Source organism: Phenylobacterium sp., from assembly GCF_036563285.1.
Taxonomy (GTDB): Bacteria; Pseudomonadota; Alphaproteobacteria; order Caulobacterales; family Caulobacteraceae; genus Phenylobacterium.
Map to the genome: position 1 here is coordinate 1,460,195 of NZ_DATCMR010000011.1, position 26,701 is coordinate 1,486,895.

General features: G+C 70.3%; 28 protein-coding genes and 1 other RNA gene. 11 read left to right on the plus strand and 18 right to left on the minus strand.

Annotated elements, in window-relative coordinates; translation table 11 throughout:
- Positions 1–82 precede the first annotated feature (82 nt).
- Positions 83–778, minus strand: a complete 696-nt coding sequence (ctrA, locus tag VIL76_RS18040; protein WP_332046428.1) for a response regulator transcription factor CtrA — start codon at positions 776–778, stop codon at positions 83–85.
- A 290-nt stretch (positions 779–1,068) separates the two neighbouring features.
- Here ctrA and VIL76_RS18045 point away from each other — a divergent pair, with 290 nt between their 5' ends.
- The 3 genes from VIL76_RS18045 (at position 1,069) to VIL76_RS18055 (ending at position 4,070) form a co-directional block, all read left to right on the plus strand.
- A complete protein-coding gene (locus VIL76_RS18045; RefSeq protein ID WP_332046429.1) occupies positions 1,069–2,205 on the plus strand; it encodes an SDR family oxidoreductase in 1,137 nt (378 codons plus the stop codon).
- A 117-nt stretch (positions 2,206–2,322) separates the two neighbouring features.
- The gene (gene fliI, locus VIL76_RS18050; RefSeq protein WP_332046430.1) at positions 2,323–3,657 is read left to right on the plus strand and encodes a flagellar protein export ATPase FliI; all 1,335 of its coding nucleotides are present in this window, start codon (positions 2,323–2,325) and stop codon (positions 3,655–3,657) included.
- Positions 3,654–4,070 carry a flagellar export protein FliJ gene (locus VIL76_RS18055; protein WP_332046431.1) on the plus strand — a complete coding sequence of 139 codons (417 nt, stop codon included), beginning with the start codon at positions 3,654–3,656 and terminating at the stop codon, positions 4,068–4,070. Before fliI ends, VIL76_RS18055 begins: the two co-directional genes overlap by 4 nt.
- 151 nt (positions 4,071–4,221) lie before the next feature.
- On the opposite strand, the gene VIL76_RS18060 is transcribed toward VIL76_RS18055, so the two are convergent.
- Positions 4,222–4,593: a DUF4282 domain-containing protein gene (locus tag VIL76_RS18060; RefSeq protein WP_332046432.1), complete on the minus strand. Its 372-nt coding sequence runs from the start codon at positions 4,591–4,593 to the stop codon at positions 4,222–4,224.
- A gap of 223 nt (positions 4,594–4,816) precedes the next feature.
- Here VIL76_RS18060 and VIL76_RS18065 point away from each other — a divergent pair, with 223 nt between their 5' ends.
- The 4 genes from VIL76_RS18065 (at position 4,817) to VIL76_RS18080 (ending at position 7,235) form a co-directional block, all read left to right on the plus strand.
- Positions 4,817–5,371, plus strand: a complete 555-nt coding sequence (locus VIL76_RS18065) for a hypothetical protein (protein ID WP_332046433.1) — start codon at positions 4,817–4,819, stop codon at positions 5,369–5,371.
- Between the two features lie 3 nt (positions 5,372–5,374).
- The gene (locus tag VIL76_RS18070; RefSeq protein ID WP_332046434.1) at positions 5,375–5,680 is read left to right on the plus strand and encodes a transcriptional regulator; all 306 of its coding nucleotides are present in this window, start codon (positions 5,375–5,377) and stop codon (positions 5,678–5,680) included.
- Between the two features lie 158 nt (positions 5,681–5,838).
- The gene (locus VIL76_RS18075) at positions 5,839–6,684 is read left to right on the plus strand and encodes an acyl-CoA thioester hydrolase/BAAT C-terminal domain-containing protein (protein WP_332046435.1); all 846 of its coding nucleotides are present in this window, start codon (positions 5,839–5,841) and stop codon (positions 6,682–6,684) included.
- A gap of 26 nt (positions 6,685–6,710) precedes the next feature.
- Positions 6,711–7,235: a hypothetical protein gene (locus tag VIL76_RS18080; RefSeq protein ID WP_332046436.1), complete on the plus strand. Its 525-nt coding sequence runs from the start codon at positions 6,711–6,713 to the stop codon at positions 7,233–7,235.
- 126 nt (positions 7,236–7,361) lie between these two features.
- On the opposite strand, the gene flhA is transcribed toward VIL76_RS18080, so the two are convergent.
- Genes flhA through fliF form a run of 6 tightly spaced genes read right to left on the minus strand, consistent with a single transcriptional unit; the run spans position 7,362 to position 14,520 of the window.
- On the minus strand, positions 7,362–9,455 hold the full coding sequence (gene flhA / locus VIL76_RS18085) for a flagellar biosynthesis protein FlhA (RefSeq protein WP_332046437.1): 2,094 nt from the start codon (positions 9,453–9,455) through the stop codon (positions 7,362–7,364).
- Positions 9,456–9,460: 5 nt separating this feature from the next.
- Positions 9,461–10,828, minus strand: a complete 1,368-nt coding sequence (locus VIL76_RS18090) for a sigma-54 dependent transcriptional regulator (protein WP_332046438.1) — start codon at positions 10,826–10,828, stop codon at positions 9,461–9,463.
- Between the two features lie 34 nt (positions 10,829–10,862).
- Complete coding sequence (gene fliN / locus VIL76_RS18095) at positions 10,863–11,201, minus strand: flagellar motor switch protein FliN (RefSeq protein ID WP_332046439.1); 339 nt, start codon at positions 11,199–11,201, stop codon at positions 10,863–10,865.
- Positions 11,202–11,204: 3 nt separating this feature from the next.
- Complete coding sequence (locus tag VIL76_RS18100; protein WP_332046440.1) at positions 11,205–11,849, minus strand: flagellar assembly protein FliH; 645 nt, start codon at positions 11,847–11,849, stop codon at positions 11,205–11,207.
- Positions 11,849–12,874, minus strand: coding sequence for a flagellar motor switch protein FliG (gene fliG / locus VIL76_RS18105; protein ID WP_332046441.1), 1,026 nt, complete (start codon positions 12,872–12,874; stop codon positions 11,849–11,851). Before fliG ends, VIL76_RS18100 begins: the two co-directional genes overlap by 1 nt.
- Positions 12,874–14,520 carry a flagellar basal-body MS-ring/collar protein FliF gene (gene fliF / locus VIL76_RS18110; protein WP_332046442.1) on the minus strand — a complete coding sequence of 549 codons (1,647 nt, stop codon included), beginning with the start codon at positions 14,518–14,520 and terminating at the stop codon, positions 12,874–12,876. The genes fliG and fliF overlap by 1 nt, the downstream gene beginning before the upstream one ends.
- Before the next feature lie 147 nt (positions 14,521–14,667).
- Here fliF and VIL76_RS18115 point away from each other — a divergent pair, with 147 nt between their 5' ends.
- On the plus strand, positions 14,668–15,438 hold the full coding sequence (locus VIL76_RS18115) for a class I SAM-dependent methyltransferase (protein ID WP_332046443.1): 771 nt from the start codon (positions 14,668–14,670) through the stop codon (positions 15,436–15,438).
- A gap of 4 nt (positions 15,439–15,442) precedes the next feature.
- Here the strand turns inward: VIL76_RS18115 and VIL76_RS18120 are convergent, their stop codons facing one another.
- The 5 genes from VIL76_RS18120 to ssrA all read right to left on the minus strand — a co-directional run bounded on the left by VIL76_RS18120 (position 15,443) and on the right by ssrA (position 19,942).
- Positions 15,443–17,638 (minus strand): serine hydrolase domain-containing protein, encoded by a 2,196-nt coding sequence (locus VIL76_RS18120; RefSeq protein ID WP_332046444.1) that lies wholly within the window; start codon positions 17,636–17,638, stop codon positions 15,443–15,445.
- 88 nt (positions 17,639–17,726) lie between these two features.
- Positions 17,727–18,494, minus strand: a complete 768-nt coding sequence (locus tag VIL76_RS18125) for a C13 family peptidase (RefSeq protein ID WP_332046445.1) — start codon at positions 18,492–18,494, stop codon at positions 17,727–17,729.
- Positions 18,495–18,962, minus strand: coding sequence for a PaaI family thioesterase (locus VIL76_RS18130; protein WP_332046446.1), 468 nt, complete (start codon positions 18,960–18,962; stop codon positions 18,495–18,497). It abuts the gene before it with no gap.
- 8 nt (positions 18,963–18,970) lie between these two features.
- Entirely contained in the window at positions 18,971–19,468 is a 498-nt protein-coding gene (locus tag VIL76_RS18135; protein ID WP_332046447.1) for an SspB family protein, read from the minus strand.
- Between the two features lie 114 nt (positions 19,469–19,582).
- Positions 19,583–19,942: a transfer-messenger RNA gene (ssrA, locus tag VIL76_RS18140) on the minus strand.
- A gap of 142 nt (positions 19,943–20,084) precedes the next feature.
- Between ssrA and VIL76_RS18145 the strand changes: the two genes are divergently transcribed.
- Entirely contained in the window at positions 20,085–20,654 is a 570-nt protein-coding gene (locus VIL76_RS18145) for a septation protein IspZ (RefSeq protein ID WP_332046448.1), read from the plus strand.
- Here VIL76_RS18145 and VIL76_RS18150 read toward each other — a convergent pair.
- Positions 20,623–21,555, minus strand: a complete 933-nt coding sequence (locus VIL76_RS18150) for a hypothetical protein (protein ID WP_332046449.1) — start codon at positions 21,553–21,555, stop codon at positions 20,623–20,625. The two genes, VIL76_RS18145 and VIL76_RS18150, sit on opposite strands and share 32 nt — an antisense overlap.
- A gap of 64 nt (positions 21,556–21,619) precedes the next feature.
- On the minus strand, positions 21,620–22,168 hold the full coding sequence (gene ilvN / locus VIL76_RS18155) for an acetolactate synthase small subunit (RefSeq protein ID WP_332046450.1): 549 nt from the start codon (positions 22,166–22,168) through the stop codon (positions 21,620–21,622).
- A gap of 334 nt (positions 22,169–22,502) precedes the next feature.
- Between ilvN and VIL76_RS18160 the strand changes: the two genes are divergently transcribed.
- The gene (locus VIL76_RS18160) at positions 22,503–23,522 is read left to right on the plus strand and encodes a hypothetical protein (RefSeq protein ID WP_332046451.1); all 1,020 of its coding nucleotides are present in this window, start codon (positions 22,503–22,505) and stop codon (positions 23,520–23,522) included.
- Positions 23,523–23,609: 87 nt separating this feature from the next.
- Positions 23,610–24,215, plus strand: coding sequence for a hypothetical protein (locus tag VIL76_RS18165; protein WP_332046452.1), 606 nt, complete (start codon positions 23,610–23,612; stop codon positions 24,213–24,215).
- Here the strand turns inward: VIL76_RS18165 and VIL76_RS18170 are convergent.
- Genes VIL76_RS18170 through VIL76_RS18180 form a run of 3 tightly spaced genes read right to left on the minus strand, consistent with a single transcriptional unit; the run spans position 24,212 to position 26,679 of the window.
- Positions 24,212–24,898 (minus strand): FkbM family methyltransferase, encoded by a 687-nt coding sequence (locus VIL76_RS18170; RefSeq protein ID WP_332046453.1) that lies wholly within the window; start codon positions 24,896–24,898, stop codon positions 24,212–24,214. The genes VIL76_RS18165 and VIL76_RS18170 overlap by 4 nt on opposite strands.
- Positions 24,899–25,705 carry a hypothetical protein gene (locus VIL76_RS18175; RefSeq protein ID WP_332046454.1) on the minus strand — a complete coding sequence of 269 codons (807 nt, stop codon included), beginning with the start codon at positions 25,703–25,705 and terminating at the stop codon, positions 24,899–24,901.
- Positions 25,702–26,679 carry a glycosyltransferase gene (locus tag VIL76_RS18180; RefSeq protein ID WP_332046455.1) on the minus strand — a complete coding sequence of 326 codons (978 nt, stop codon included), beginning with the start codon at positions 26,677–26,679 and terminating at the stop codon, positions 25,702–25,704. The genes VIL76_RS18175 and VIL76_RS18180 overlap by 4 nt, the downstream gene beginning before the upstream one ends.
- Between the last annotated feature and the right edge of the window lie 22 nt (positions 26,680–26,701).

The following is a 26,701-nucleotide window of genomic DNA, read 5'->3' on the forward strand; positions in this document are numbered from 1 at the left end:
GCGAAGCTACCGGCGCCGTGCTCAAATGAAAACGCCCGCCGGTGGGGGGCGGGCGTTCCAACTCTCCTCAGACATTCGCCAGTCAGGCGGCGACGACGGCCTCCTGCGGGTCGCGCAGAACATAGCCGCGGCCCCAGACGGTCTCGATGTGATGCTTCCCGTCGGCGGCGGCCGCCAGCTTCTTGCGCAGCTTGCAGATGAAAACGTCGATGATCTTCAGCTCCGGCTCGTCCATGCCGCCGTACAGGTGGTTCAGGAACATCTCCTTCGTCAGGGTCGTGCCCTTACGCAGGGAGAGCAGCTCCAGCATCTGGTATTCCTTGCCCGTCAGGTGGACGCGCAGGCCGTTCACTTCCACGGTCTTGGCGTCCAGGTTGACGGTGATGTCGCCGGTCTTGATGACCGACTGCGCGTGGCCCTTGGAGCGGCGGACCACGGCGTGGATGCGGGCGACCAGCTCGTCCTTGTGGAACGGCTTGGTCATGTAGTCGTCGGCGCCGCCGGAGAAGGTCTTCACCTTCGTGTCGATCTCGGCCGTGCCCGACAGGATCATGATCGGGGTGTTGATCTTTCCGACCCGCAGCGTGCGCAGCACGTCCATTCCGGACATGTCAGGCAGGTTCAGGTCGAGCAGGATCAGGTCGTAGTCGTAGATCTTGCCGAGGTCGACGCCTTCCTCGCCCAGGTCCGTAGTATAAACGTTGAACCCTTCGGACTTCAGCATCAGTTCGATGCTTTGGGCCGTAGCGCTGTCGTCCTCGATCAACAGTACGCGCATTCGCCTCTCCTACTGCTCCCCTGCAGGCCCGCGCAATTCTGCGGAATCCGGACCCAGCCTCGCCGTTAACTTGCCAGCGAGTTAATTTAAGACTGGTTAATCCGGTGATGCCCTCTGACCTGAATCGTTAATCTGATTTGAGATTCGCGGACAAGCCGCGCCTCGCGGGCCACGGGTCGCACCCCGGTTGAATCTTTTGTGATTGGACAGCCGGGCCGAAGCGGAAGGCGGCTGAGGAACAGCCCCGCTCCGCCCACGGTTTTCCCTCCATCACAAAGAAGAGGGACCCCATGCGCCTGAAGCTGAAGCCGCTCGCCGAACAGGTCATCGTCATCACCGGCGCGAGCTCAGGCATAGGGCTCGCCACCGCGAAGAAGGCCGCGCAGGCCGGCGCCGCCGTGGTGCTCGTGGCCCGCAGCGAGACGGCCCTGAAGCTCGCCAGCGACGAGATCAACGCGCAGGGCGGCCGGGCCCACTACGTGGTCGCCGACGTCGGAAACCCCGAGGACGTGGCCAAGGTCGGCCGCGCCGCGCTCGCCCGCTTCGGCGGCTTCGACACCTGGGTCAACGACGCCGGCGTGGGCGTTTACGGCGACGCGGCCGAGATCCCGATCGAGGACCACGAGCGGGTCTTCCGCACCAACTACTTCGGCGTCGTGAACGGCTCTATCGAGGCCCTCAAGCACCTGCGCGCCCGCGGCGGGGCGATCATCAATGTGGGCTCGATCCTCTCCGACATCGCCGCGCCGCTGATGAGCGCCTATTCGGCCTCCAAGCACGCGGTGAAGGGCTTCACCGACAGCTTGCGGATCGAGCTGCTGCGCGAGGGCGCACCGGTCTCGGTGAGCCTGATCAAGCCCTCCAGCATCGCCACGCCCTTCCCCGAGCACGCCCGCAACTTCATGGACAAGCCCGCGCGCGTGCCGCCGCCGGTCTATGCGCCGGAGGTGGTGGCCGACGCCATCCTGCACGCCGCCGTTCACCCGGTGCGCCAGATCACCGTCGGCGCGGGCGGGCGCCAGATGGTGCTCACCGGCGCGGCCGCGCCGAGGTTCGCCGACCGCTTCTTCGGCGCGGTGATCCCGGCGCTGTCGACCCGCAAGGGCCGCAAGCCGCGCACCGACAGCCTCTACGAGCCGGGCGTGGACGGCGAGGTGCACAGCGCCCACGTCGGCTCCGGCCGCAGGTTCTCGGTCTACACCGAGGCACAGAAGCACCGCGGCCTCGTCCTGGGCGTCGGCCTCCTGGCGCTGGCGGCCGCCGCCGCCTGGGCCGGCCGCGGCCGCCTTGAGAAGGTGAAGCCCCTGGTCCGTCAGGCCGTCCGCCGCACCGCCCTCAAAGCCGCCCGCCGCCACCCGCTCAAAGCCGCGCGGCTGGCGGCGCGCCACCCGAGGCAGGCGCTGAAGCTGGCAAACGCGCTGAGATAATTTCCCTCCCCATCAAGGGAGGGAAAGCGCTCCCCCTATAGGGGGAGGCCGGCAAAATCTTCACGCCGCCTTAACAGCGACGCGCCGACCCTGGGCCCTCAGTTCCGAGGGCTACCCGTGCACAGCCTTGTGGCCGCCGTCGAGCGGCTCGACCCGCTCACCGTCTCCGGCCGCGTCGCCGCGGTGAACGGCCTGCTGATCGAAGCCCGCGGCGGCCTCACGCGCCTGGCGGTCGGCGCCCGGGCCGAGATCGTGCGCCTGGGCGAGAAGCCGCTGGCGGCGGAGGTCGTCGGCTTCCGCGAGACCCGCGCCCTACTGATGCCCTTCGGCCCCGTGGAGGGCGTCGCCCCCGGCGCCGAGATCCGCATCGAGCCGCAGGGCTCGGCCGTGCGCCCCACCAAGGCCTGGCTCGGCCGCATCGTGGACGCCTTCGGGGAACCCATCGATGGCCTCGGCCCCCTGCCGCAGGGGGCCGCCCCCTATCCGCTGAAGGCCCCGCCGCCCGCGGCCCACGCCCGCGACCGCGTGGGCGAGCGCCTCGACGTCGGCGTGCGCGCCATGAACGTCTTCACCACCTGCTGCCGCGGCCAGCGCCTGGGCGTCTTCGCCGGCTCCGGCGTCGGCAAGTCCGTGCTGCTCTCCATGCTGGCCAAGAACGCCGACTGCGATGCCGTCGTGGTGGGCCTGATCGGCGAGCGGGGCCGCGAGGTCCGCGAGTTCATCGAGGAGACCCTGGGGCCGGAGGGGCTGAAGCGCGCCATCGTGGTCGTCGCCACCTCAGACGAGCCGGCCCTGAAGCGCCGCCAGGCCGCCTACATGACCATGGCCATCGCCGAGTTCCTGCGCGACCAGGACATGGAAGTCCTCTGCCTGATGGACAGCGTCACCCGCTTCGCCATGGCCCAGCGCGAGATCGGCCTGGCCGCCGGCGAGCCGCCGACCACCAAGGGCTACACGCCCACCGTGTTCACCGAGCTGCCCAAGCTGCTGGAGCGCGCCGGACCGGGGCCTATCCGCCCCGACGGCACCAAGGCCGGGCCGATCACCGGCCTGTTCACCGTGCTGGTCGACGGCGATGATCACAACGAGCCGATCGCCGACGCCGTGCGAGGCATCCTCGACGGCCACATCGTCATGGAGCGGGCCATCGCCGAGCGGGGCCGCTTCCCGGCCATCAACGTGCTGAAGTCGATCAGCCGGACCATGCCGGGCTGCCAGCTGCCGCACGAGCGCGAGCTGGTCACCTCCGCCCGGCAGGTGCTCTCGGCCTACACCAACATGGAAGAGCTGATTCGCATCGGCGCCTACCGCGCCGGCGCCGACCCGCTGGTCGACCGCGCCATCCAGCTCAATCCCGCCCTGGAAGGCTTCCTTAGCCAGGATCCGCACGACGCCACCGGCCTCGAGGCCTCCTTCGCCCACCTGGGCCAGATCCTCAGTGAGGCCGCATGAGCGGCGGCTGGGCCAAGTCCCTGATCAAGCTCTCCACCTACGAGGTGGAGGTCCGCCAGAAGCGCCTGGCGGAGATCGGCGAGCGCCGCATGGCCGCCGAGATGCAGCTCGCCGTCCTCTCCGCCCAGGGCGAGGCCGAGAGCGCCGCCTGCCCGCGCGACCCCGGCTCAATCGCCCAGCTGCTCGCCTATCTGAAGGCGCTCAACGCCCGTAAGGCCGACGTCCACGCCAAGATCCTGGAGATCCTCGAGGAGGAGCGCGGCGCCCGCGACAGCCTCGCCCAGGCCTTCGAGGAGCAGAAGAAGTACGAGCACGTCGCGGAGCAGATGCGCCTCGACGGCCTCAAGAAGCAGGGCCAGATCGAGTCCGCCGCCATGGACGAACTGGGGCTAAGACGGGCCGGCGGGCGCTAGTTTCCCTGCCCTGATGGGGAGGGACAGCTCGCCCGAGGCGAGCCGGGTGAGGGAGTCGCCATCAAACGCTGACTCCAGATCCTTCACCACACTTCCTCACCCTGGCCGCTACGCGGCCGGTCCCTCCCCATCCAGCGGAGGGAAATCCGCCCTAAGCCCGCGGCCGCTCCATCCGCGCCCGCTCGGCCTCGGCTTCCTTGCGCAGGAAGTTCAGGTCCTCGCTGATCTTGAAGATCGCCACGTAGAATTCCATGAACGAGCGCCACAGCAGCACCACGGCGGCAATGCCCAGGAGGCCGCCGACCAGCACCGGGATCGCCAGCAGGATGCCGACCAGGCTGCCCTCGCGGATCGCCACCCCGATGGTCGCGCCCACCACTCCCATGCCCACGATCGCTACGATGCCCAGCCCCGCCCAGTAGACGAGGTGGACGACCGTATTGGTCATCAGCTTCTCGAAGGTGAGCAGGTCCCAAAGGACGGCCGCGCCCGGGCCCTGAGGTCTGGAAAGAGGTCGCCGCATCCGAATCCCGAGACTCAATAGGGGCTCTGACCCCCGCCGCACCGCTACCAGCCGCCGGCCCGACCCGCAACGTCGCAGACGTCGCGGCAAAGCTTGCCGGCTCCCCCTGCCACTTCAGGATGCGTCATCCCTCGCGCGAGCCCGGGGATGACGACCACAGGGCTACTTGACTCCCAAGTCTCACCGCAGAATACTCTGCATGACAGAGTTCTCGGAGTTGCCGATGACCATTCCTCGCGAAGACGCCGCCCGCGCCCTGAAAGAGGCCGAGGCGGCCGCCGACCGCTCCGCGACCGCGATCGGCTACGAGCGCGCCAGCCCGCACCTCATCCTGTGGGGCGTCATCTGGGTCGTCGCCAACAGTCTCGGCGTCCTGCGCGCGCCGTACGGCGGCGTCCTGTGGCCGAGCCTCATCGTCCTTGGCGTCATCGGGAGCGTGGTCATCGGCCTGAAGACCCGCAGCAGGCGCGGCGGCCGCAACCAGGCGGTCGGCGCGCTGACCATCGCCTTCGCCTTCACCCTCCTGGGCTTCGGGATCCAGGCCCTGGCGCCGACCGGCTCGGTCGTGGTGGCGGAGGGCGTCATGACGCTGGCCATCGGCATGGCCTACATGGTCATGGGCCTCGCCATCGGCTGGCGGATGACGGCGATCGGGACGGCGGTGATGCTGATCACCATCTTCGCCGCCACCTGGGGCCGCGAGCAGTTCTTCGCCTGGATGGCGCTCGCCGGCGGCGGCGGGCTGATCCTGGGCGGCCTCTGGCTCAGGAAGGCCTGAGCCATGGCCGAAGCGGACGAGATCATCCACCAGTCCACGCGGCTGAAGATCATGTCGGTGCTCAACGCGCTGCCGGAGGACGAGGCGCTGGAGTTCAAGCGCCTGAAGGCCATCTCCCAGGCCACCGACGGCAACCTCGGCGCCCATCTCGCCACGCTCGAGAAGGCCGGCTACGTGGCCATCGAGAAGGACTTCGTGGGTAAGAAGCCGCGGACGCGGGCTCAGATCACCCGGGCAGGCCGCAAGGCCTACGCCGCCCACCTCCAGTACCTCAAGGCCATCATCGAGGGCGGCTCGGCCGAAGGCTGAGCCCGTCCGCATCGCGCCAAAGGAGACCGACCATGAGCATTTACTCTGCAATACAGAGTGCAATCAACAGCAGAGCGCCGGCAATCGCGCTGACGCTCGCCCTGACCGCAACCGCCGCTGCGGCTGCGCCTGCGCCCGTGCGGGAACTGGGGCCCGGGATGATTGGGACCTACTATCCGCCCGCGAAGGTGGGCGGGCCGGTCACCATCGTCATTGGCGGCTCGGAGGGCGGATACGCCGGAGCCGCCCGCATGGCCAAGGACCTCGCCGACGAGGGCCTGGGGGCGCTCGCCATCTCCTACTTCCGCTCTCCCGGCCAGCCGCAGACGCTGGAGGAGGTCCCGCTGGAGACCATCACCCGCGCCGTCGACTGGCTGCAGGCCAGGCCCGAGGTGGCCGGCCGCCGCGTCGGCTTGGTCGGCGTCTCCAAGGGCGGGGAGGCGGGCCTGATCGTGGCGTCCCTCGACAAGCGCGTCTGCGCCGTGGTGGCGGCCGTGCCCTCCAGTGTCGCCTGGGCGGGCTACGACCCAGTGCGCAACCTGCCCTCGGCCAAGAGCTCGTGGACCTGGCAGGGCAAGCCCCTGGGCCACGCCGCCTACGACTACTCGGGGTTAGCCAAGGGCGGCATCCGCGGCGCCTACGAAGGCGGGCTGAAGCTCGCGCCGGCCGACGCGGTGATCCGGGTGGAGAAGATCGCCGGCCCCGTCCTGCTGATCTCCGGCCGCCAGGACCGCCTGTGGCCGTCCACCCCGATGTCCGAGGCGGTCATGGCCCGGCTCGACGCCGCCCACTTCCCCCATGAGCACCAGCACCTGGCCTACGACACCGGCCACCTCGCGCTGGGCAAGCCCGCCGTCGTCACCGGCCCGGTCAATCCGCAGATGTTCGCCATGGCCGGAGGCACGCTCGAGGACACCCAGGCCGCCCGCGCCGACAACTGGCCCAAGGCGGTGGCCTTCCTGTCGAAGAACCTCACCGGCAAGGGCTGCGCCCCGCTGCGCTAGCGGCCCTGAACCCCAAGGACGTCGCCATGAACTGGACCCTGTTCTCCCCGCTCGCGGGGACGCTGCACACGCTTGCCTGCCTGGTGGCCCTGCCCACCGGCGCCTGGCTGATGGTCGCCCGCAAGGGGACGGCCCGCCACCGCTTCTGGGGCGACGTCTTCACTGGCGCCATGCTGGTCGGCGGCGCCCTCAGCCTGACGATCTACAGCCAGGGGCATCTCCATCGCCCGCACTACCTGGCCATGACGTCGATGGTCCTCAGCGCGGCAGGCTTCGCCCTGGCCCGCTGGAAGACACCGCCCGGCGCCTGGCGGTACCTCCACATCGTCTGCATGGTGGGGGCCTACTACGTGCTCGTCGGCGGGCTGCTGCAGGAGATGCTGCTGCGCGTGGGCGCCCTGCGCCGCCTGGTCGCCGCCCAGCCGGCCCTGGCCCCGCAGGCCCACGGCGGCCTGATGATGGGCTTCCTGGGGCTGATCCTGATCTACCTCGCCGCCACTGGCGTCGGCCAGGCCCGCATCGCCCTGCGCGCCAGGCGCCGGGCGACGTAGCTCACTCGCCTCGGGCCACCTTCGCCGAGGCCGCCTGCGCCTGGCGCTGGGCCTCGGCCGCCTTCCAGGCGATCGGCCCCCCACGAAGCTCTTGGCAAATGGCCCTGCCGGCCAATGTGGTACGGCTCAGATGGTGCCGACGGTCTTCAGCCGGGCCCGGGCGTGGATCTCGTTCTGGCTCATGACCGGCGTCTGGCCGCGGAAGCGCTCGATGATCGAGCGGACGTAGGGCCGGATGCCCGGGCTGGTCAGCAGCACCGGGGTGTCGCCGGCCAGCGCCGCCCGTTCGAACGTCTCGCGGATGCTGCGGATGAACTCCTGCAGCCGCGACGGGGCCAGGGCGAGCTGCTTCTCCTCGCCCCCGCCCACCAGGGCGTCGGCGAAGGCGTGCTCCCACTCCGGCGACAGGGTGACGATCGGCAGGGCGCCGTCGTCGCCGCGGTAGGCGAAGCAGATCTGCCGGGCGAGCCGCTGGCGCACCTGCTCCACCAGCATGGTCACGGAGCTGGTGTGCGGCGCGGCCTCGCCGATGCCTTCCAGGATCGAGGGCAGGTCGCGGATGGAGATCCGCTCGCGCAGCAGGGCCTGCAGCACGCGCTGCACGGTGGTGGCGGTGACCTGGCTGGGGATCAGCTCGTCGGCCAGCTTCTTCTGCTCCGGCTGCAGCTCCTTCAGGAGCTTCTGCACCTCGGCGTAGGAGAGCAGGTCCGGCATGTTCTCCTTGAGGATCTCGGTCAGGTGCGTGGTCAGCACCGTCGCCGGGTCCACGATGGTGTAGCCGCGGAAGGTCGCCTCCTCGCGCAGGCTCTCGTCGATCCAGGTGGCGGGCAGGCCGAACGCCGGTTCGCGCATGTGCTCCCCCGGCAGCTCCACCTGGCCGCCGCGCGGGTCCATCGCCATCAGCTGGCCGAGCCGCACCTCGCCGACGCCGGCCTCCATCTCCTTGATGCGGATGGCGTAGCCCTGCGAGGGCAGGCGCATGTTGTCGAGGATGCGCACGCTGGGCATGATGAAGCCGAAGTCGGCCGCCAGGGTGCGGCGCAGGGCCTTGATCTGGTCGGTGAGCCGGCGGCCCTCCAGGTCGTTGATCAGGCCCAGCAGGCCGTAGCCCAGCTCGATCTTGATGTCGTCGATGGCGAGCGTCTGGCCGATCGGCTCCTCGACCTCCTCGGCCGCGGCTGGCGCCGCCTCCACCGTCTCGGGGACCAGCGCCGCCCGCGACCTGCGCCAGGCCAGCACGCCCGACGCGACCGAGACCACCGCGAACGGGATCATCGGCATGCCGGGGATCAGCGCGATGACGCCGGCGGTGGCGGCCACCATGCCCAGGCTGATCGGGTTCATGGCCAGCTGGGTGACCAGCGCCTTGTCGGCGGAGCCCTCGACGCCCGACTTCGACACCAGGAAGCCCGCCGCAATGGAGATGACCAGCGCCGGGATCTGCGAGACCAGGCCGTCGCCGATGGTCATGATGGTGTAGGTCGAGGCGGCCTCGCCGATCGGCACCTTGTGCTGGATCACCCCGATCAGGATGCCGCCGATGATGTTGATGGCGACGATCACCAGCCCCGCCACGGCGTCGCCGCGCACGAACTTCGACGCGCCGTCCATGGCGCCGAAGAAGGTGCTCTCCTGCTCCAGCTCCTTGCGGCGCTTCTTGGCCTCGGTGTCGTCGATCAGCCCGGCCGACAGATCGGCGTCGATCGCCATCTGCTTGCCCGGCATGGCGTCGAGGGTGAAGCGCGCGGCCACTTCGGCGATACGCCCCGAGCCCTTGGTGATGACCACGAAGTTCACCAGCACCAGGATGGCGAACACGATCACCCCGATGATGAAGCTGCCGCCCATCATCAGCTTGCCGAAGGCCTCGATGATCTTGCCCGCCCCGTGCACGCCCTCGTGGCCGTGGCCGAGGATCAGGCGCGTGGAGGCGATGTTCAGGCCCAGCCGGTAGAGCGTCGCCACCAGCAGCACCGTCGGGAAGGCGGTGAACTCCAGCGGCCGCTTGATCAGCAGCGAGGTCATCAGGATCAGCACGGCGCTGGTGATCGACAGCGCCAGGAAGACGTCCAGCAGGAAGGCCGGGACGGGCAGGATCAGCAGGACGACGATGCCCACGACGCCGAGCGCCAGGGCCACCTCGCCGCGCATCACCCAGCCCAGCATCTCCCGCGCGCTCGGGCGCTGGGCGGCCAGTCCTGCGAGTCCGGTGTCAGCCATTCAGGTCAGGCCGCGCTCGCGCCCATCTGCGGCGCCGGCACCGAGACGCCGGCTTCCGCATACTCCTTCAGCTTGTTGCGCAGCGTCCGGATCGAGATGCCCAGGATGTTGGCCGCGTGCGTGCGGTTGCCCAAGCAGTGCTCGAGAGTATCGAGGATCAGCTGCTGCTCCATCGAGGCCACCGTCTGGCCGACGAAGCCGCGGCTGGCGCTCTCCGCCGCGAAGGAAGCGGCATGCGCCGTGCGTGCGGCCGGATCCACGGTCGACAGCGGCTGGCCGTCGGGCAGGCGGATGGCGGCTTCCTCGATCTCGGGGCCGACGGAGAGCAGCACCGCGCGGTGCATCGCGTTCTCCAGCTCGCGCACGTTGCCGGGCCAGCGGTGGATGCCGAGCCGCCGGCGGGCGTCGGCCGACAGCGGCCGCACGGGTACGCCGTTGGCCGCGGCGTACTTCTTCACGAAGAACTCGGCGAGCGCGAGCACGTCGCCCGGCCGCTCGCGCAGCGGCGGCAGGCGCAGGTTCACGACGTTGAGGCGGTAGAGCAGGTCCTCGCGGAACGTCCCGTCCTTCACCGCCTGGGCGAGGTCGCGGTTCGACGTGGCGAGGATGCGGATGTCGACCCGCACCGGCTTGGTGCCGCCCACCCGGTCGATCTCCCGCTCCTGGATGGCGCGCAGCAGCTTGGCCTGCAGGCGCGCGTCCATCTCGGAGATTTCGTCCAGCAGCAGGGTGCCGCCGTTGGCCTCCTCGAACTTGCCGATCCGCCGCGCCACGGCGCCGGTGAAGGCGCCCTTCTCGTGGCCGAACAGCTCGCTCTCTAGCAGGTTCTCCGGGATCGCCGCGCAGTTGACGCTGATGAACGGCTTCGAGGCGCGGCGGGACTTCTGGTGCACGTAGCGGGCGATGACTTCCTTGCCGGAGCCGCTCTCGCCGGTGATCAGGATCGAGGCGTCGGAGCCGGCGATCTGGTCGGCCAGCGCGATCACCGCCTTCATCGCCTGGTCGTGCACCACCATCGGGCGGTTGTCGTCGGCGACGGCGGCCAGGACGGCTGCGATCAGCTCCGCGTCGGGCGGCAGCGGGATGAACTCCTTGGCGCCGGCCTTGATCGCCGCGGCCGCGCCCATGGCGTCGGCGCCGACGCCGCAGGCCACCACCGGCACCCGGATCCGCTCGGCCTCGTTGGCCGCGATCAGGCCGGCGATGTCGAGCTGGTACTCGACCATCAGCAGGTCCGCGCCCTGGCCCGCGCGCAGCGCGTGCGTGGCGGCCTCGATGGTCTCCACGTGGCTCACCTTGGCGCCCGCGCTCATCGCCATCTTCACGGCGGTGGAGAGCTGCCCGTTCAGTCGTCCGACGACCAGAAGCCGCATCGTTTTGTCTCCTTACGTCCTTCCCGCGCCGGCCTCAGGCCGCCGCGTCGCCGTCCTTGATGATTTCCGTCATGGTCACGCCCAGCCGCTCGTCGACGATCACGACCTCGCCGCGCGCCACCAGGCGGTTGTTCACATAGATGTCGATCGCCTCGCCGACCTTGCGGTCCAGCTCCAGCACCGAGCCCTGGGCGAGCTGCAGCAGCTGGGCGACCGAGAGGCTGGCGCGGCCCAGCACCGCGGAGATGCTCACCGGCACGTCGAACACCGGGGCGAGGTCGCCCGCGGTCTTCTCCTCGTCGGTCACCTCGGGCAGCGGCCCTTCGCCGGGGGCGAATTCGTCGAGCTTCATCTCGTTGTCGGATTCCGACATGGCCTAGCCTTCGCTTCCGGGAATGAGGGGTTCGGCGTGCAAGCCTTCGGCGGCCAGCGCCGCCTCCAGGGCTTCCGCCACACGTTGCGCGGCCGCCTCGGGGTCGAAGGCCGCCGAGCCGTCGCCGAAGTCGAGGGTGAAGGCCAGCGCGCTGCGAGAGGCGTCGGCCTTCACCTGGATCGCGCCGCCGAAGCCGATCGACTGGGCGGTCTGCTCCAGCACGCCCTGCAGGCTGGCGGCCCTGTCAGGGGCGGCGTTGACCACCAGCCGCGGCGCGGACTCGATCTCCCGGGCCAGCGCCTCGATGGCCGCCTTCACCGGCGCCTCGGGGAAGCGGTCGAGGGCGGCCGCGGCGATCGCCCGGCCGCAGGCCAGCGCCAGGCGCGCCGAGGTCTCGCGGTGCTCGTGCGCCACCTCGGCCAGCTTCGGCAGGGCCTGGCCGCACACCGCGGCGACCTGCGCCAGCGCGCGCGACTGCTCGGCCTGGACGCTGGACAGCCCCGCCCGCTCGCCCTCGGCGTAGGCTTGCGCCTTGATCTGCTCGACCTCTTCGGGCGTGAACGCCCGCTTCGGGCGCGGCGGCTGGAAGGCCACGCCGCCGCGGGCGTCGAACTCGGTGTCGAAGGCGAATTTCCGCAGGTCCGACATCAGTAGACGAGCTCGTCGTCGCCGCCGTTGCCGGCCAGCATGATCTCGCCCTTGGCGGCCAGGTCCTTGGCGACCTGCACCATCGCCATCTGCGCCTGGTCCACGTCACGCAGGCGTACCGGGCCCATGCTCTCCATGTCCTCGCGCATGATCTTGGAGGCGCGTTCGGACATGTTGGAGAAGAACATCTCGCGCAGGCCGTCGGAAGCGCCCTTCATGGCGAGCGCCAGCTGGTCCTTGTCCACCCCGCGCAGCAGGGTCTGGACGCCGCCCGGATCGAGCTTCGACAGGTCCTCGAACACGAACATCAGCGCCCGGATGCGCTCGGCCGCCTCGCGGTTGCGCTCCTCCAGCGCGGTGATGAACCGCGCCTCGGTCTGCCGGTCGAAGGCGTTGAAGATGTCGGCCATCATCTCGTGGCTGTCGCGCTTGGAGGTGCGCGCCAGGTTCGACATGAACTCGGTCCGCAGGGTCTGCTCGATCTTGTCGAGGATCTCCCGCTGCACGGGCTCCATGCGCAGCATGCGGGTCACGCATTCCAGCGCGAAGTCCTCGGGCAGGGCGGCCAGCACGCGCGCGGCATGCTCGGACTTGATCTTCGAGAGCACCACCGCGACCGTCTGCGGGTATTCGTTCTTCAGGTAGTTGGCGAGCACGGCCTCGTTTACGTTGCCGAGCTTGTCCCACATGGTCCGCCCGGCCGGCCCGCGGATCTCCTCCATCAGGGCGTCGACCTTGTCGCCCGGCATGATCGAGGCGAGCAGCTTCTGGGTCTGCTCGAACGAGCCCATGACCGAGCCCGCGCCCGAGAGCCCGGAGACGAACTCCACCAGCAGGTCCTCGACCACCTGTGCCGAGACGGTGCCCAGCCCCGCCATCGCCTGGGAGACTTCCTTGATCTCGTCCTCGTCCAGCGAGGCCCAGACGTTGGCGTGCTCCTCGCCGAGCGCGAGCAGGACCACGGCGGCCTTCTCCGGACCGGAGAGGACGTCGGCGCTGGGGACGCTCTTGGGCTTCTTGGCCATCAGGAGGTCTCATGCAGCCAGCTGCGGAGGATGGAGACCGACTCCTCCGGATGCTTCTCGACGAACTCGGACACGCGCTTGATCGAGGAGGCCTTCACCTGGCCCTCGATCCGGGCGATGTCGATCTTGTGGTCCAGCTCGCCGGCCGGGCTAGGCAGGGCCAGGTTCTGGCCGCTGTTCGGGTCGACGGCGATCTGCATCTGCTGGCCGTCGGCCGCGGTGATCACCTGGGTGACCTGCGGGCCGCCGATCATCATCGGCTGTCCGCCGCCGCCGCCGCCCATGGCGCCCTTCAGCAGCGGCCGCACGATGAACAGCATCATCAATAGGCCGACGATCGCCATGACGCCGATCTCCACCGCGCGCATGATGTCGTTCTTGTCGAAGCCCATCAGCGGGTTGGCGGCCTCCACGCCGTTCGGGTCGGCCGAGGAGGGGAAGCGCACGTTCACCACCGAAACCTGGTCGCCGCGCTCCTGGTTGAAGCCGACGGCGGTGCGGACCAGCTGCTCGATCTGCTGCATCTCCTGGGCGGAGCGGGGCGTGTACGCCCCGGGCTTGCCGCCCGCGCCGGGCGCCACGACCCCGTCGACGGCGACGGCCACCGACAGGCGCTTCACTTGGCCGGGCTCGATCTGCTCCGTGCGGACGGTCTTGGAGATCTCATAGTTGGTGGTCGATTCCTGGCGGCCGCTGCGCGAGGAGTCGCGGCTCTCGTCGGTCGCGCCGCCGCCCGGGATGTTGGCCGCCGCCGAGACCTCGCCGGACGCGTTCGCGGCGTTCTCGGTGGCGTTCTCGTCCGTGGTGGATTCCGAGCGGATCACCTGCCCGTCGGGGTCGTAGGTCTCCTGCTGCACGGTGACCCGGGCGAGCTCGAGGTCGGCGGTGACGTTCACCCGCGCCTTGCCGGCGCCGACCACGCCCTCGACCATGGTCTTCACCTGCTTGGCGATGCGCTGTTCGACCTCGGACTTGCGCCCGTCGGCCTCGGCGGCCATGCCGGTGTCGCCGCCCGAGAGCGTCTTGGCGTGCTGGTCGACGACCGTGACGCGGTCGGGCTTCAGGTTCGGGACCGAGCCCGCCACCAGGTTCTGCATCGCGCGGACCTGGTCGGCCGAGGGCTCGCGGCCGCCGACCCCGATCGTCACGGCCGCGGAGGGCTGCTCGCCCTCGTCCTCGAACAGCTGGCGCTTCGGCAGCACCAGGTGCACGCGGGCCGAGGTGATGCCGTCGAGACTGCGGATGGTGCGGGCGAGCTCGCCCTCCAGGGCGCGCTGGCGGTTCAGCTGCTGGACGAAGTCGGTCTGCCCCAGCGCGTTCGACTGGTCGAAGATCTCGTAGCCTACCGAGCCCTGGGTCGGCAGGCCCTTGGACGACAGCATCAGCCGCGTGGAGGCGACCTCGTCGCGCGGCACCATGATGGTCGAGCCATCGCCCTTCACCTCGTACTTCACGCCGGCCTGGTCGAGGGCGGCGGTGATCGAGCCGGCTTCCTTCAGGTCCAGGTTGGAATAGAGCAGCGCCTTCGGCTCGCCGAGGTTCATGGTCAGCGCGATGAGCACCGCGGCGACGCCGGCCGCGATGCCCAGGATGGCGGCCAGCCTCCCGATGCCGAACCGCTGAAGCGCCGCCATAAGCTGGTTCAACGCGGGCGTCCCTTCCCCAACTCTCGAGACGGCGTGTGCGCGATGTCAGATTCGCCCCGCCGCTAGGCAGGATTTACCCAGTCCATGGTAAACGGGGAGTTTAAGGACCTGTGGACAACTCAGGTCGGGAGCGGTCGGCAGAGGCGCATGGACTTCAGCGACCCCGTGCAGCGCGCCGTCTTCTTCGATCTTCACAGCGAACTGCCGCGCGAGGGCCCTGGCGACCGCGCCACCGTGGGCCGGGCCCTCGGGCTGATCGCGGACCTGCCCGGTGAGCCGGCGGTGCTCGACATCGCCTGCGGTCCGGGCGGCCAGACGATGGATTTGGCCGAGTTCCTGCCCCGGGCCCGTATCACGGCGCTAGACATGCACCCGCCTTTCCTGCGGGACCTGGACCGGCGCGCCGCGGGCGCGGGGCTGTCCGGCCGCATCCGGACGATGCGCGGCGACATGCGCCGTCTGTCGTTCAAGCCGGAGAGTTTCGACCTCTTCTGGTGCGAGGGCGCCGCCTACATCGTCGGCCTGCCGCGCGCGCTCGTGGCCTGGAAGCCGTTGCTCAAGCCGGGCGGGTACCTGGTCCTCAGCGAGCCCGTCTGGCTCAAGCCGAAGCGTCCACCCGATGCCGCCGCCAACTGGGCGGAATACCCGGCGATGACGGACGTGGAGGGCGTACGCATCATCGCCCGGGCGGAGGGATACGAGGTCGTCGGGGACTTCGTGCTCTCGGAGGAGGCCTGGTGGACGAACTACTACGGCCCGCTCGAGGCGCGTATAGCGGAGCTGAGGCCCCGCTACGGTTCGGACGAGGTCGCCAGTGGCGTCGTGGACGCGGCGCAGTTCGAGATCGACTGCTACCGCCGCCACGCCGACGCCTTCGGCTACCTCATGCTCGTGCTGCGGCCCTCGCGGGGCCCGTGACGGCTCACCCGCTCCAGGGCGTGAGCGCGCCCCAGGTGAAGGCCACCACCGTGAAGGCGGAATAGACCAGCACCGTCACCGTGAAGAAGGTCTTGCGCAGCGGTGTCCAGCTGTCCACGCGCCGCCCGCCGCGCCAGATCGCGGGCAGGGCCACCAGGGTGGCGATGGTCAGGAAGGCGGCCACGAAGGCGCAGGCCGAGGCGGTGATCAGGATCGCGCCGGGCCACCGGTACATGATCTGCGAGATGTCGCCGGTCTTGGTGAGCCAGAAGCCGAACAGCGCCAGGGCGGCGAGCCACAGCCCGGCCTGGATGTTCTGCAGGAGCGCCGCGCGGGCCTGCACCTGGTTCTCGCGGAACTCCCGCCGGTTGCGCAGGAAGATGCCCACCAGGGTGGCGATCGCCGCCGCCGCCGTCAGCGCCGCTAGCAGGCCCAGCAGGCCCGGCTGGCGCAGGAACGAGGTGCGCACGTTGAGGCTGGCCCCGTTCGACGGCTCCATGGAGACCGCGCGGCCGTCGCGCATGGCGAACGCCATCCGCTGGTCACCGTCCACGGCGATGAACCGGCCCTCGGAGGGGTCGCCTTCCGGTACCCAGGCCCGCGTCGAGCCGAAGCTGTCGGTCACCAGCAGGCCCGCCGGCGAGACGCTGACGCTCGTGCCGCCGGTCAGCGAGGTGACCAGGCCCTCCAGCCCCGAATAGGCGCGCCGCGTGGTGAGGAACTCGCCGTCGAAGGCGCCGCTCATGCGCGCCAGCTCGGCCGAGCCTTCGCGCGGGTAGAGCAGGGGCGCGGCGTAGAACTGGCGGATCAGCCGGTCGGGGAAACGCGAGGCGAGCGCTGAGCCGCTTTCGGTGTTGGTCGAGACGAAGATCCCCAGGTTCAGCTGCGGCACCACCACCATGTTGGAGTGGAAGAAGATGGTCGCGCCGCCATGGCCGTAGCCACGGTAGCCGCCGGGCAGGTCATAGACCATGAACCCGTGCGCCCAGCCGTTGATGCCGTTGGGCGTTGGCCGCAGCGGCGTGCGGAACGCCTGCGCCGCGCGGGGCCCGAAGACGGTGACGCCGTTCAGCTGCCCGTTGTTCAGCAGCATGATCATGTAGCGCGCCATGTCGCCAGCGCTCGAGGACGCCGAGCCCGCGGGCGCGATGTGGCCGATGTACTCGAACCCGCGCTTCTCGTAGCGCGTGCCGTTCCAGCGGTAGGCGTCGGAGAAGTCGCCGGCGATCGACGCCGGCGCTGGGCCGGGCAGGCCGCGCCGCGACGCATGCGGCTCCCGGAAGGTGGTGTGGCCCAGGCCCAGAGGCACGAGGATCTGCTCCTCGATGTGCCGCTCGAAGGGGCGGCCGGTGACGTAGGAGACCGCCTGGCCCGCCAGGGCGACGCCATAGTTGGAGTAGCTCGACACGCGGCCCGGAGTACGCACGCGCTTCGGCCGTTCCTGGCGCAGGTAGAGGTCCATCGGTCGGACCCGGTTGTAGTTGCCCTCGAACAGGTGGCCGAGCGCGCGGTCCTCGAACCCCGGGGAATGATCCATCAGGTGGCGGACCAGCACGTCCTCGGAATAGCCCTGGTCGCGCACGCGCACCTTCTCGGGCAGGTACAGGTTGACCGGTGCGTCGAGCCGGATGCGGCCGGCCTCGACCTCCTTCATCAGGGCGATCCAGGTGAAGGTCTTCGAGATCGAGCCGATGCGGAACAGGGTGCGGTCGGGGTCCACCGGGCGCTGCGGCTTCAGGCCCGCGAAGCCGTAGCCCTTCTTCAGCAGCACCTGGCCGTTCTGAACCACGCTGACCGTGACGCCGGCGACGTGCTCGCGGGCCATGGCGTCGCGCACCATGCCGTCGACGAAGGCCTCCAGCTCCGCGGGCGGCAGCGGCTGGCCCGACGTAAGCCGCGCGCCGGCGACCGTCGTGGGCAAGCCGCCCACGCTCGCGACGGCGCCCGCGACCACCGGGCCGGTCGCGCCGGGCGTCGCGGCGGCGGTCGTGGTCGAGCTTGCGCGCTTCGGCGCAGCCGACTTCGGACGCGGCGTGGACTTCTTAGGCCGCACCACGGTGTAGGGGATCGGCCGGTCGGGCAGGTCGACGGCGGGGGCCGGCGCTGCGGGCGCAGCCTCGGGCGGATCCTGCGCGTAGGCCGCAGCCGGGGCGAGCAGCAGCGCCAGGGCGGCGGCCGCGGCGTGGACGATGGACCGCATGAAGGGGATCCGCCTCGCGATGGATTTGAAGGACTTAAGGACCCCTTAGTAGGGCCTTAGCTGAGTCGCCCAAAGCCGCCCGGCAGAGTCAGTTTCGTCGCACCGCCGACGGTGCGAAGGCGTACAGCGGCAGCAGGGGCTTCAGGGCCGCACCGACCCACACCTGGGGCTCGGACGCGGGCTTCATCCCTTCCTTCCGCTCGCGGTCGCGCACGCAGGTCTGCACCGTCGCCGCCAGCGCCGGGAAGTCGGCCGCGCCCTCGATCGACTGCAGGAAGCACTCGTCGAAATACGGATACTTGTCGCTCTCGCCGCAGCCGAACGAGGAGCGGTCGGGCCTCGCCGCCGTCAGCACCATCCGGTTGCTGGCGGCCAGGGCGGGGACGAACACGCCCGAGAAGCAGGCCGAGATCACCACCACCGTCGGCCGCTCGCCGCAGGTGCGGTCGAGGATCTGCGCCAGCACGCCTGGCGCCAGCATCCGCTCGTCCATCACCATGCCCTGCGGCGTGCCGTGCGAGGTGAAGTAGGCCAGGCACCCGCCGGCGGTCTTGGTGGTGAGGTCCTTCAGCGTCGTGTAGACGCCCTGCGCCTCCGACTTGGCCGGGTTGGTGTCCTTGTAGCGCTCCGGCCTCACCGAGAACTGCCGCAGGTTATCGGCCTTGAAACCCACGCGGGTGAGCGCCGCAGACACGTCGCGCCGCGCATTGTCGAAGGTCTCGCTGGGCTTGCCGTTGTGGGCCCGGAAGTCGCCGGCCACCACCACCGCGGCCCAGTCCTCGAACGGACCGGCGGCGGCGGGCAGTGCTGCGGCCAGCCAGAGCCCCAGGACCAGCGCCGCGAGCCGCCTGACCATCTACTTGCCCTTGTAGCTGGAGAACGGCGTGGGGATCGCCGTGCCCGTCGCCTTGGCGAGCGTACGGCCCTCCGGATCGAAGAGCTCGCCCTCGGTGAAGGCGATCCGGCTGCCCCAGCGCACCACCCGGCCGACCCCGCGGATCTTCCCGGGCATACCCGGCCGGAAGAAGGTGGTCTTCATCTCCGCCGTCGGCGCCACGTGGGTCATGCCCGAGGCGACCATGCAGGCCACGCTCATGCACTCGTCGAGCATCGCGCAGAGGTAGCCGCCCTGGATCTGCTTCATCGGGTTGAGCAGGAACTCGGGCTTGGCCTCGAACTCGACCTCGACGGTTTTCTCGGCCTGGCTGACCGAGACCATCCGGAAGCCCAGGGTCTGCGAGCCGGTGGGCTGGTTCTTGGTCCTGAGGAACCGCTGCAGGATGTCGTCGTCGGTCAGGGGCTCCGGCGCGGCGGATTCACTCATCGAGGACGTCACTTCTTCCGGAACTGGTCGAGGGAGACGATCTTCGCCTCGCCCTCGGCGGGCTTGGCCGGCGCAGCCTCCGCGGCGGGCTCGGTAGGCGGCGCCGGCAGGCCCTTGGGCGGTTCGGCGGGCTGCGGTGGCTCGAACTGCAGCAGGAACTGCACCGACGGGTCGTAGAAGCGCGTCACGGCCGCGTAGGGGATGGACAGCCGCTTCGGCTGCCCGCCGAACTGCAGGGTCACCGAGAAGAAGGTCTCGCCCGGCGCGAGGTCCCAGTACTGGTGCTGCAGGACGATGGTCATCTCGTCCGGGTATTTCGACAGCAGGTCCGGCGGCGCCGAGACGCCCGGCGCCTCGGTCTTGAAGGTGATGTAGAAGTGATGCGCCCCGGGCAGGCCGTCCGGCGCCGCCGCGCGCTTCAGCGCAGCCTTGACCACCCCGCGCAGCGCGTCCTGCGCCATGGCTTCGTAGTGCATCAAGTCCTGGGCCGGCGGGTCCTGCGCCATGGAAGCTCCGAAATACGCGTGGGCGAAAGGTAGCGGCTGCGCAGGCGCGCGCAAGGCGACTCCGCACCGCAACAACGGAAAAGGGCGGCCCTTGCGGACCGCCCCTTCGAATTCGGTGGAGGGCTTCTGTTGGCAGGCGCCCTCCGAGCCCCGCCTAGGGATCTGAACCCCTAGGACTTGGTTCGGATGTTACCGGACCGCTTACGCGGCCAGGCGAACTTCCTCAGCGAAGTTATCGTTCGCATTTAGTTTAAAGACCCGGAGCGGTGGGTCAGGCCGAGAGAAAGCAACACCTTTACACGTCTGTCGATGCTGATCGGCCCCTCGCTTCCCGGCGATAACCCGGAAGAAGATTGGTGGAGCCGCCGGGAATCGCACCCGGGTCCAGTCCGCTTATTACGTGCGCGTTTATCTCCATAGTCGGGCGAACCCGACGGGACGAATATAGGGGCCGAGGGTTAGGATTTAAAGACCGCCGGCGTCGCACCCGCCGCCGGCGAAGCGCCAACGGACAGCTGTTTTGCGCGAGCCGCCGCGCGGTTTTCGCGCTCCGGTCTCACGGCCTTCCCGCCGGCCCGATAGCCTTGGGGCTCAACCTCACTCCTCAGGCAAGCCCATGAAATACCTCGCTTACGCGGCCCGCCCGCTGGTCAACGACCTCGCCTCTAGCCTCTTCTTCGCCGCCCTTGTGGTCGCCGGCGCCGGCGCCACCGTCGCGACCCTCGCCGCCATGGCGCTGGGGTTCGCGCACATGGCGCTCTGGACGGTGCTGAAGAAGCCAATCGCGCCCCTGCAGTGGGCGAGCCTGGGCCTCGTGCTCGCGTTCGGCGTCGCCGGCCTCTACCTGCACGACATCCGCTTCCTCATGGCCAAGCCGTCGGTGTTCTACGTGATCCTCGCCGTGGTCACCCTCAAGCGCGGCTGGATGCTGCGCTACATGCCGCCGATCGCGGCCGGGCATGGAGATGGCGCGATGATCGCCTTCGGCTACGTCTGGTCGGGCCTCTTCGCGCTCACCGCCGCCCTTAACCTCGCGGTCGCCGTCTGGCTCCCGGAGCACTGGCCGCTCTACAAGGCGACATTCCCGCTCGGCTCGAAGCTCGTCCTGTTCGCCATCACCTACGCGAGCGTGCGTGCGGTGGTGAAGCCGAAGGTCATCGCGGCGATGCGGGCGCAGGCGGCGTAGCCTCGGCGGGCTCCGGCGCCGGCTCGAAGCCCGGCGGCTGCGGCCGCGCATTGGGGTCCGCCTTTAGCCGGCCGCCGCCAGCGATCAGGTCCTGGTAGGCTCCTCTGGCCGAGGCGTAGCTCACCCCGCCAGGGAAGATCACGTCGAACCGCGGATCGTGTCCGATGGCGGCCTGAAGCAGCGGTTCGATGGCGTCGGCGACCTCGCCGATCTCGGCGCTGTCGCACGCCCGCCGCAGCGAGCGCGAGCGCCCGGGGACCAGCAGCGTCAGGTCATAGGAGGTGCCGTCGACGCAGACCGCCTCGCTGGCCCCGCCGCCCTCGTCCACCCGCACCTCGCGCGGCGAGCTCCACATGGCGTGGGTCCGCAGCGCCAGGAACCGCTGCGCCGAGCCGGCCGGCAACTGGCGGTCGAAGCCGAGGCGGCGGCCGATCCCGGCCTCGCAGCAGGCGAGCCCGGCGCGGGCGTTGACGAACGCCTCGCCGTCGCGGCGCACCGTCACCCGCACCACCGTCTGCCGGACGCTGCGGGCGGGGCGCACCCAGACCTCCAGGATCATCTCGCCCTCGCGCACCATCTGCCACTGCAGGGGCATCAGCCCCCACAGGCGGTAGGTCGAGGCGTCGATCCCATTGTCGATCACCGGCAGCCGCTCGCCGCGGTAGAGCCTGCGCCCGCCCAACGGGTCGGCCGCCTCGGGCGGCGTGGGCCACTTGTCGTCCCACCAGCTCTTCGGGTCCGGCGGCGGGAACGGCCAGATCTCCGCCTCGTAGGGGGGCGTGCCTTCCGGCGGCGGCGCGACCGGACCGCTAGGCGCGCGGCGGCCGAAGACCTGCGCCTGTGCGGGCGCCGCCAGGCAGGCGAGCATCAGGACGGAGAGGATCAGGCGGGCAGGGGGCAACCTCAGGCTCCGACGGCGTCGCGTCCCCATGGCTACAATAGCCGCAGGCGCGCGCCTGTTCCGCCTAGAGGACCTCCACGCCGCGCTGGATGGAGAGCACGCCGGTGCGCGAGACCTCCACCAGGCCCAGCGGGCGCATCAGCTCGATGAAGCGGTCGATCTTGGCCGAGGCGCCGGTCACCTCGAAGACGAAGCTCTCGTGCGTGGTGTCGATCACCTTCGCCCGGAAGATGTCGGAGACGCGCAGCGCCTCGACCCGCTCGTGGCCGGTCCCCTTCACCTTCACCAGGGCGAGCTCGCGCTCCAGGCCGTTGGGGTCCTTGGTCACATCCTGCACGTGGCGCGTGGAGACCATCTTCTCCAGCTGCGCCTCGATCTGCGACAGCACCTGCGGCGTGCCGCGGGTGACGATCGTGACGCGGCTGGTGTGGGCGTTGCGGTCCGTCTCGGCGACCGTCAGGCTCTCGATGTTGTAGCCCCGCGCGGCGAACAGCCCGACTAGCCGGTGCAGCACCCCCGGCTCGTTGTCCACCAGGATGGCGAAGGTCGCCAGGCTCTCCGGCGCCTCGTCGTGCGCCAGGTCATAGACGGAAGCGGGCTGGGTGTCGGTCATCGGCAGTCCCCCGAAGGTCCTTTCGACCTGTCACAGCGCGGGCCGGCCCGCAACCCGCAGCGTGGCCCGCGCGCCACAGCCGGCGCAAAGCTTCGCCGCCCGCGCAACTGCCGCTTGAGCCTCAGCCCCGCCTCATGAGACACGGCGCGCCTTCGCCAACCAAAGGTCGTCGAATGTCGATGTGCGCCGCCAATTCAAGCCAGGACCGCTTCTGCGGCCCCGCTTGCGCGCGCACCCGAGATTGGCCGGGCGTGCGCCCCTCACCCCGCCTCTAGACCGCGCGAACGCTCCCGATGGAGGCGCCGCGCGCCGCCTCCAACAAAGGGAGCCAGACATGTTGATCAAGACCGCAGGCGCGCCCCTTGTCCCGGCCAAGGCGGAGCCCACGTCGCTGCTGAAGCTGGTGGCCGGCGAGTTCGCCGGGCGCATCGCAGCGCTCTGGCCCGCGCCGCACACCGCCTTCGTCACCGCGCCGGCGCCGCGCCGGCACCTGCTGTGCATGGCGCTGGCGTTCGGCCGCGACGTGGCCGCGCTGGCCGACGCCCTGCTGGGCGTACGCCTGAAGCACGCCATCCCCGCAGCGCTGGGCGCCACGCCCCACGGCTTGCCGCGCGCGCTGACCCGGATGGGCGACGTCGCTTGGCCGGCCGACGCCTACGCCAAGCTGCTCGACCTGCTGGCCGAGCCCAGGGCGGCCAAGATGCTGCGCCACGCCGAGGTCATCGAGGCCGAGGCGGTGCGCCGGATGGCGGAGCTGCCGGCGGCCATGTCCCAGGGCGTGCCGCTGGAGATCGCCGTCTCCAGCGACGCGGCCCGGGTGCTGCGCGACGCCTATGAGGCGCTGCGCATGCGTTCGGGCGCGGCTGCGGCGGACGCTGCGGCGCAGCGCTGGGTGCGCGCCGGTTCGGCGGCGCGGCTCGTTGAGATCGTCCGTGACGACCTCTATCCGGAGCCCGCCGCGCCGCCGCACTCGGGGACGCCTCGCCTCGCGCCGCTCGCCACGAAGGCGGCGATGCGGGCGGCGGCGCAGCGCTACCGCAACTGCCTCAGGGACCAGATCCCGCACGCTGCCTCCGGCTGGTCGGCCCACTACGAGTGGACGGAGGCGCCAGGGGCGATCGTCGAGGTCACCCGCGACGCCATCTTCGGGTGGCGTCTCGAGCAGGCGCGGATGGCCGACAACGCGCCCGTGCCCGAGCCGCTGCGCGAGGCGATCGCCGCCGAGTTGGCGCTGATGGGGGTTCACGTCGGGCGCTCCTCGTGGGAGCTCGACCGGGCGCTCGACGCGCTCACCGGCAATGCCTACCGCCTGCGGACCGCCGAGGAGTCCATCGGCGAGGCGTTCGGCGACTGAGGGGGGCGCCGGCGCAGCCCGCGCCGGCGTCCCTTGCGCTTTGCCGGTCCCATGCTGACACTCGGCTGGCAGCAGGGGAGGCGGATCATGCCCGCCATGCCGACCTTCGCCGTCCTGGGCTTTCGGCCCCACACCTACTGGACCGCCGTCGCGGCGGTGGCCGGTCCGGCCGAGGCCCCGCGCGTCATCGAGCGGCGGCGGATCACCTTCGCGCAGCCGGAGGAGAGCTTCGTCTATCACCGCGCGGCCGACAGCGACTGGCGCGAAGCCCCGGCCCTGATCGAGGCGGCCCGGGTCGCCCAGCAGGCGGCCGCCGTCCGCGAGATCGGCCAGCTCCTGATGGACCTGCAGAAGCGCGACGTCGCGGTGCGCGTCGCCGTCACCGCCGCGTCCACCGCCAAGCTGCCGGAGCGCCTCGACGACGTCCTCTCCACCCATTCGCGCATCCACGCCGCCGAGGGGACCTTCGCCCGCGAGGTGATCGCGCAGGCCTGCGGGACCCTGAAGCTCACCGTCCACCGCGTGGTGGAGCGCGAGCTGGGCGCGCTCGCCGCCGACCACCTGCGGATCTCGCACGACCAGCTCGCCGCGCGCTTGCGGCTCATGGGCGCCGAGCTTGGCCCCCCGTGGAGCGAGGACTTCAAGCTCTGCGTCCAGGCCGCCTGGCTGCAGCTCGCTCCGGTGGCGGCCTAGCCCGCCTTTGGGACGACCACGAAGTTCTGGTTCAGGTAGCGCGGGAAGGCGTGGGCCACCTCGTAGTCGTGGTCGGCCACCCAGGCGATGAACGCCGCCCGGTTCTCCTCGTCCACTTCGATGAACATCGAGGGCCGCGAGTTGGCGATGGTCTTCTCCAGCCCCGCCAGCACGGCCATCTCCTGGCCCTCCACGTCGATCTTGATGAAGTCGATGTGGCGCTCGGCGAACAGGCTGTCGCCGGTGACCAGCTTCAGCCGCCCGTCCTGCTTGAGCACCATCTTCGTGCCGCCGAGGTTGTTCGCCGGCACCGAGGGCTCCGCCGTCTGTTCGCGGTCTGACAGGCCCACCCCCACGTGCTTGGTGTCCAGCTCCAGCCGGTTCAGCAGCAGGTTAAGCCGCAGGAGCACGATCGCCTCGGGGTTCGGCTCCACGAGGATCACCTCGCGCGGCTTGCAGTACTTGGCGACGAACACCGAGTGGTTGCCGATGTTGGCGCCCACGTCGAGGAACACCCCGCCGGGCTTGAGGTGCTTTTCCATCACCTCCAGGTGGTCCTGCTCGTAGAAGGCGCCGTTGGCGTGCGCGTTCTGGATGACGTCGGCCAGGTTGCGCACGAAGAACCGCACCGCCTTGTTGCGGAACCCGAATTCAACGAGCACGCCGGGAATGTAGCTGGCCATCTAGGTCTCTGCCTTCGGACGCATCACCAGCCACGGCGTCTGCTGCAGCCGCCATTCCCAGACGCAGAGCAGCTGGTCGAGGTGGACGAGATTGGCCATCCAGGCGGGCGCCTCGAACACCTTCGGCTGCTGGTCCACCCGGATGATCTCGTGCGTCGGCGAGAAGCGTTCGACCAGTGTCGCCAGCGCGCCCGGCCGATAGACGTCGTGCGTCTCCACCACGATCGACATGCTGGCCAGTGACGGCGCGAGCTCCGGCCTCAGCACGTCCAGCTCGGCGCCCTCGGCGTCCACCAGCACCAGCACCCGCTTGCCCGCGAAGCTCTCGAAATCCTCGGGCCGGAACTCGCCGCCGACCACCACCCGGTCGGCCACGCCGTTCTTCTCCGCCAGCGCCCGGCAGGCGGCCTGCGCCTTTTCCTCGATGTCGCGCGCATGCACGGACACCGTCGGGGCCAGCCGCGCCAGGCCCACGGCGTAGTAGCCCTCCGCGCAGCCCACATCGACGATGACGTCCACGCCCTCGTCGAGCAGCGCCAGCAGGTGCGGATGAAGCTCGGACTCATAGGTCCCGAGCAGGCGCGGCATCAGCGCGCCCTCAGTGGCCGACGTCAGGTACTCCATGCCCGCGAACGGCCCGCCCCAGACCTTCAGGCCCTCCATGTTCTGGTAGGTGTTGGAGAGCATCAGCGAGCGCCACTGCGCCATGAACCGCAGGATGCGGTAGAGCATGTTGCCGTCGGGCTGCGCGGGCCAGGCCTCCACCCAGCCGCGCACCCGGCGCGCGACGTCGGCGGTGAGGCTCATGCCGCCGCCCCCGCATCGAGCGGCCCGTCCTTCAGCCGCAGCTCCGGCGTCAGCTTCGTCAGCGCCGCCTCCAGCGCCTGCCGGAAGCGCACGTACGACCACGCCCGCGCGGTCTCGAACCCGGCCTCCTGCATCCGCTTCAGCCGCGGCCCGCCGGCCGCCACCACGTCCGCCGCTTCCGCCAGCGCGTCCGCCGCCGCCTCGCAGTCGTCGTCGCGCACCCAGAAGCCGTTGTCGGGGGTCGCGTATTCGTCCCCGCCGATGCCGGTGAAGCCGGCGCAGACGCAGCCGCTCGCCATGGCCTCCAGCGTGGTGATCCCCAGCGACTCCATGCGGTTCAGGCTCAGGTACAGCGACGAGCCCGCGAGCACGTCGGCGGTCTGGCGTTCGGTCATCTCACGGATCTCGCGCCACGCCAGTCCCGCATGCTGCGGATGCAGCTGCTGGAAGAAGCCGCGGGTCGCGGCGGCCTCGATGGTGCGCTTCTTCGGCGAATAGGCGATCGCCGCCTGCTTCTCGCCCGGCCGGAAGATCCGCTCGTCGCAGAAGGCCGGGACCACGTCGACGCTGACCTGGGGATAGAGCCGGCGCAGCGTGGCGGCGAGCCTCGGCGCCACAGCCATGAACGCCGGCAGGCGCTCGGCCGGGAACTCGTGCATCCGCGTCAGCCCCGTCGCGCCGAAGTAGTACGGGTTCTGGCTCAGCACGATCGTGCGCAGCCCGCGCTGCGCGGCGATGGACAGGGTCTCGGGTCCGTCATCGGGGGCCACCAGGATGTCGTCGTCCAGCACCCGGGTGGCGGCCTCCACCGGCGCGCGGTTCTCGAACCACGGGGGCATGGTGCTGCCCCGGCCCAGGTAGACATAGGCGTCGAAGCCCAGGTCCCGCGCGGTCTCGGCGTGCCGCAGGATCATCTTGTGGCCGCCCTGCACGCCGGCGCCGAAGGAGAACAGCAGATAGAGGATCCGCGGCATGCGCCTTCCGTAGGCGGGACCC